Source organism: Novipirellula herctigrandis (genome assembly GCA_007859835.1).
In the GTDB taxonomy this organism is placed as follows: Bacteria; Planctomycetota; Planctomycetia; order Pirellulales; family Pirellulaceae; genus Novipirellula_A; species Novipirellula_A herctigrandis.
Map to the genome: position 1 here is coordinate 1 of SJPJ01000008.1, position 1,930 is coordinate 1,930.

The following is a 1,930-nucleotide window of genomic DNA, read 5'->3' on the forward strand; positions in this document are numbered from 1 at the left end:
CCAGCACGCGTTCACCCGACGTGGCACCCGTCCAAGAACGAGTTCTCAAGCCGCATAACGGAAGGTTTTTACGACACCGCTTCTCTCCGAAGTCAAAAAGTGTCGCAACAGCAATCAGTTTACCAAAAAGAACAAGCGTTGCCAAAGAGGCGGTGTCCGCGGCGCGGCAAACCGAGGCTCGTCGCCGAAGCGAAGGACATTGCAAACCAAAGGATGCCCCAATGACGAAGCCGCGGCCTTGCGTAAAAACCATGTTACCGGACGCGTGAACTACCAGAAAGTTCTCCATCCGAATGAGGTCGCAGGGACAGCGCAACGAGCATAGAGAACCGCGAATGGACGCAAATAAACGCGAATAGCTGAAATCGCCAATGGTCCGCACGGCCGCGACAACATTCATGCTCCAACGCAATTCAGGGCTCGATATCGCGCGCCGCTGCGCGGAGACCACCCGATCGACGCTCCAAGGCCACAGAAGCATAAAGGGAGAAAACGCGCGACCAAAGGAGGTCAGCGCCGTTCGGCGAGCGTCCGGTAACGGAAGGTTTTTACGACACCGCCGTTGCGATGCCATTCAAGTTTGAATTACGGAAGATTCTACCACCAGAGGGTGGCTTGAACAAACGACAGCGGTGTGCCGAAGGCCTAGCGTAAAAACCATGTTGGGCGACCGGCGGCGCATCGAGTTAGTGCCAGTCGTGACCACACCAGAGGCATTGTTGTGCACTTGGCGATTGTAGTATCCGATTGCATTGAGCGCAGCGATGAATGTCAAATTCACGATCGCCAACGGCAGCGTCCAAGCTTGCCGTCTCGATGTCGGCTTGGATGCGTGTTACGAGAGATTCAAGGTCAGGTGGAAGCGGTGCAGGCGAATCAGATGAACCGATCGCGTTGTAGTATCGGCGGAATGCCTCACGGTGGTGCTCCGGGAGAGCGGCCTCGACAGCGTCGGGATGTGGGATGCACTCATGCGGCCTGACAGCATCTGGGAAGTGTCGCCAAATGTAGCGTTTGCGTTCTTCGTTTTCGTCGTAAGGACGCTCGGCCATTAGATTGATCTAGGTCGCCCAACGGAAGGTTTTTACGACACCGCCGTTGCGATGCCATTTAAGTTTGAACAAGGGTAGATTCTACCAGCAGATGGAGGCTCGAACTAACGACAGCGGTGTGCCGAAGGCCTAGCGTAAAAACCATGTTAGGCGACCGGCGGCATTAGGATTGATGTCGACGCAGCATTTGGTCGGTAAAACTGCCCGCGACAACCTCAAGTGGGCGTCCGTCGAGGGAAACATTGAGTTCAGGATTGTACTGCTGAATCAGCGTGCCAGTTGGAAACGTTACCCAACCGAGAATCGCAGGCCGACCAAGGAAAAGTTGGAATAGCGAAATTCGTTGCAGATTGTCTGCGTTATTGTGGTTGCAATCCGGATCGGCACATCCGACAAACCACCCGGAGTCATTGTCGTCTGATGGAGCCCCACGGTCCATGATGAATCCATCACCAAGGTTGTAGCGATAACATGCGATGCCGGACTGACGAACAGATGGGATATCCATTTGCTCGCGACCAATCGAGAAACTGTCCAGTGTGAATAGTTGTAGCATCATGTGGCGAACCGTTTCGGTTACGCCGGGAACGAATTTAATCGGCATCGAAAGCATGTCAGGTTCGTGAAGCGTCAGCGAGCCATCGCTAAGCTCTTGGATGAGAGTCTGCATCCAGCCATGCTGAAAGGTCTGGTCCGCGCGAAATACGCTTCCGGAATGGACCATGGATTCAAGGTCTGCCAACAGCGACACAATGTGAGAGTCGGCAATGCCATCGGGTTCCACCAACAGTGTGAATTCCGGGTGATTGCGTTCGTGGCAGCGGGAAGTTGAGAACGTCTTCACTGGAGTTGGACTAGGTCGCCTAACGGAAGGTTTT

Annotated in this window: 3 protein-coding genes; 1 reads left to right on the forward strand and 2 read right to left on the reverse strand. The window is 54.4% G+C overall.

What is annotated here, in order from left to right; translation table 11 throughout:
- Nucleotides 1-225 (forward strand): hypothetical protein (locus CA13_RS36080; RefSeq protein WP_419195345.1); only part of this gene is annotated, 225 nt, incomplete at its 5' end.
- A gap of 461 nt (nucleotides 226-686) precedes the next feature.
- On the opposite strand, the gene CA13_RS36085 is transcribed toward CA13_RS36080, so the two are convergent.
- Together CA13_RS36085 and CA13_RS34290 are read right to left on the reverse strand one after the other, a co-directional pair.
- On the reverse strand, nucleotides 687-1,052 hold the full coding sequence (locus CA13_RS36085) for a hypothetical protein (RefSeq protein WP_419194353.1): 366 nt from the start codon (nucleotides 1,050-1,052) through the stop codon (nucleotides 687-689).
- A 163-nt stretch (nucleotides 1,053-1,215) separates the two neighbouring features.
- The coding region (locus CA13_RS34290) for a hypothetical protein (RefSeq protein ID WP_419195346.1) at nucleotides 1,216-1,930 on the reverse strand (715 nt) is incomplete at its 5' end.